Source organism: Desulfobacterales bacterium (assembly GCA_028704555.1).
Lineage (GTDB): Bacteria > Desulfobacterota > Desulfobacteria > Desulfobacterales > JAQWFD01 > JAQWFD01.
This window is the reverse complement of the sequence record JAQWFD010000092.1, coordinates 1-2745: the sequence shown is the minus strand read 5'-3', so window position 1 is coordinate 2745 and position 2745 is coordinate 1. Positions and strand designations below refer to the sequence as shown.

The 2745-nt window shown below is 51.9% G+C and carries 3 protein-coding genes and 1 pseudogene; 1 reads left to right on the top strand and 3 read right to left on the bottom strand.

Annotated elements, in window-relative coordinates; all coding sequences use genetic code 11:
* Positions 1-237 precede the first annotated feature (237 nt).
* A pseudogene (locus PHQ97_16120) lies at positions 238-699 on the top strand (hypothetical protein).
* A gap of 184 nt (positions 700-883) precedes the next feature.
* Here PHQ97_16120 and PHQ97_16115 read toward each other — a convergent pair.
* From PHQ97_16115 to PHQ97_16105, 3 genes are all read right to left on the bottom strand, one after another.
* Positions 884-1534: a DUF6515 family protein gene (locus PHQ97_16115; protein ID MDD4394259.1), complete on the bottom strand. Its 651-nt coding sequence runs from the start codon at positions 1532-1534 to the stop codon at positions 884-886.
* Between the two features lie 104 nt (positions 1535-1638).
* Complete coding sequence (locus tag PHQ97_16110; GenBank protein MDD4394258.1) at positions 1639-2343, bottom strand: arginine N-succinyltransferase; 705 nt, start codon at positions 2341-2343, stop codon at positions 1639-1641.
* A gap of 6 nt (positions 2344-2349) precedes the next feature.
* Positions 2350-2745: cyclase family protein (locus PHQ97_16105; protein MDD4394257.1), on the bottom strand; the 396-nt coding region annotated here is incomplete at its 5' end.

The following is a 2745-nucleotide window of genomic DNA, read 5'->3' as shown; positions in this document are numbered from 1 at the left end:
TGTCTACTTGTCGAAAACAGGGAATTAAGTCAAGCCGTGCACTGGAATTGTTGTTTAACGGCGAGTTGCCAGATTTTGTCATGTAAATGGAAGTATACTAATTTTCAAGCACGCTGAATAGTTACAATATTTATTTCTGAATCCGTTTTTTTAATGTCGCGTTTACGCCAGTGCAAAGACACGCTTTGAAGCAGTCTCCAACCTTCAGGACTTGTTGATTTTCGTACTCAGAGGAATCTGGGATGTCAAAAAGATGATATCAACGACTTCATCATGGAAGCGCTGGCCTCCACCACAAAGGACCTGACGGTGGATGAGATGATTGCCATGGTAATGAAGGCCGGAGAAACTTCGGTCAACACCATGGCCCTTCTGGATGAAGCCGACACCACGGCTTACGGGAATCAGGAAATCACAGAGGTGAACATCGGCGTGGGTACAAAACCCGGAATCCTGATTACCGGGCATGACATGAAAGAACTTCTTAAACAGACCGAAGGCACGGGCGTGGATGTTTACACGCACGGTGAAATGCTGCCGGTCAACTATTTACTGGCCCTGGCCGACAAGGTGGTGGATGCCGGCCAGTGCAATGACTCATATTCCCTGGCGGTCATCGCGTTGAAATTAAAAGAAGTGTTCGGGCTTGAGGATATCAACGACCTGCCGATTTCCTACGATATCGCCTGGTATGATCAAGCCCTGTAATTAAGATGGCGGCCGGCCGAAAGGCCGCAATTTTTCGGGAAATATTTTTGATAAATCGCCGCCTTTCGGTAAAACAATTGGAGACTTCGATGGTATCCAGATTATCTTTTGCCTCAAACGAAGTGGTCCTCAAGCGATAGCGTTCCTCAATCCGCCCGCAAGGGCGCTATTCCAATCACCCGTCTCCCGGTGTCGACATCATAGAGGTGAATTTCAGCATGACCCACCCGGATTGCCCGTCGGGCAGTGTTACATACAGCCAGTCGGGGGCGTAGCCGTTGACGGATAACCGGTCTCCCATGCGGACTTCATTGATCAGGGGAAAATTCATGCCGGGTCCGGAGCGGACGTTGAGAATGGAGACGGTGACGGAGATGTCTCCCCCGATGTGCTGCTGGGACGGGACGACCGGCGGAATGTCCTGGATGATCACCGGCTGTTCAGGGGGCGGCACTACCAGATATCCTCCCGGGTCCCTGCGATAATAGGTCGAGCCGTTGACGTAAAAGGTAATTCCCCCGGCGATCATGGCTCTTGAGCCCAGCGGAATGCTCAGCACCAGCGCTCCTATCGGCGCGGTAACCATCAGATAGCCGGAAGGCCTTTTCTGGTAAAAATCTTTGCCATGGTAGTAGTATCTGTTTCCCTTTACCTGGACACTTTTGCTGCGCGGCGGGAGCCGTTTGACAATTTTTTCCGGACGGTGATTACCCGGAGGGTCTCGAAAGGCATGTGCCGGTGGAGTCCAGTCCATGATGGCGAATGCCGGCAGAAACAACATAATGACAACGGTGCTGACAAAGGTTCGAAAGAATCGGTTTGTCATGAGGATTCTCCTTTGATGGATAGTGTGGAAACGCTTAAGGGCTATCTTTTTGGCCTTTGCGCCGTGAGATAAATTTTATTCAAAAATCAGATCAGGATTTTGAATCATTCGTTCAGCCGGATCTGAACAGAGCCCCGGAAAACGTTTATTTCTGCAACACCTGCTCCAAACACTTGCCAGAAACCGTTTTGGGTACCGAATTCTTTGAGCAGGTTTTTGTGCTTTAAATTTCCCAGCCATGCATTGGGCAGCGGGATTCCGCCCAGGCTGACGCCCTGAATCGCTATGGACGGGGTTCCGCCCTGATAGTGGATGGACAGTCCCGCATGCAGCCGGAGCGTTTTTCCGCCCATAAGCGGGATGCCGGGGTCTATGGGTACGACAAGCTTTAGGCTGATCAGGTCCTCGGACAGGTCGATGGCAATCCGTTGCGCCATTTCCGGCTGATTGGCGATCAGGGCATTGAGCTCTTTTTCCGTCAGGCGGATGGTCCGTCGGGCCCCGCTTTCCGAATAAGGAGCCGGGGTCAGGGGCCGGGCCGGCTCCTGGGTTGTGGTCCGGGAACCGGGATGCTTTTTTCGGGCAGCTGTCTGGAGCTCATTGAGTTTGTCGTCGAGAATCTGCTGCTCCTGAGTGTTTAATCGTATGGGGGTAAATCGGGACGCAAAGATATTGTGTTTGATCCACCAGACCGAAAAACCGACTCCGGCAATGATCAGGACGATGATCACCAGCCGGTACCACCGGCCATTCGATTTTCCGGGAGCGGGCAAAGATTCGGTTACTGAAATTTTGTTCTCAGTGTTCATCGGACCTCACGGGTTGGCAGCGGTTATACTGTCCGGCAGCATCGCAACCGCCCGGACGGGGGAACCATCAGCCTGTTGAATTTTCAGGGGAAAACATGAAAACGTGAAACCGCCTGGCGGCAGCCTGTCCAGATTTGTCAGGTTTTCAATAATGATCATCTCCCGGTTCAGCAGTGTCTTATGAATCGGAAAATCGGTTGCATCGGCCGTATCCGCAGAAATGGTATCCATCCCGATCCCCTTCAGGTCAAACCGGCTGAGCCATGCGGCCGCCGCTAAAGACAATACCGGATATCCGGTAAAATAGGCGCTTGTGTCCCAAAATCTGCTCCAGCCCGTGTGCAGCAACAGAAAATCACTGGACTTGATGGCGTTCTCATTCGGTTTCAGGTCGATGATTTC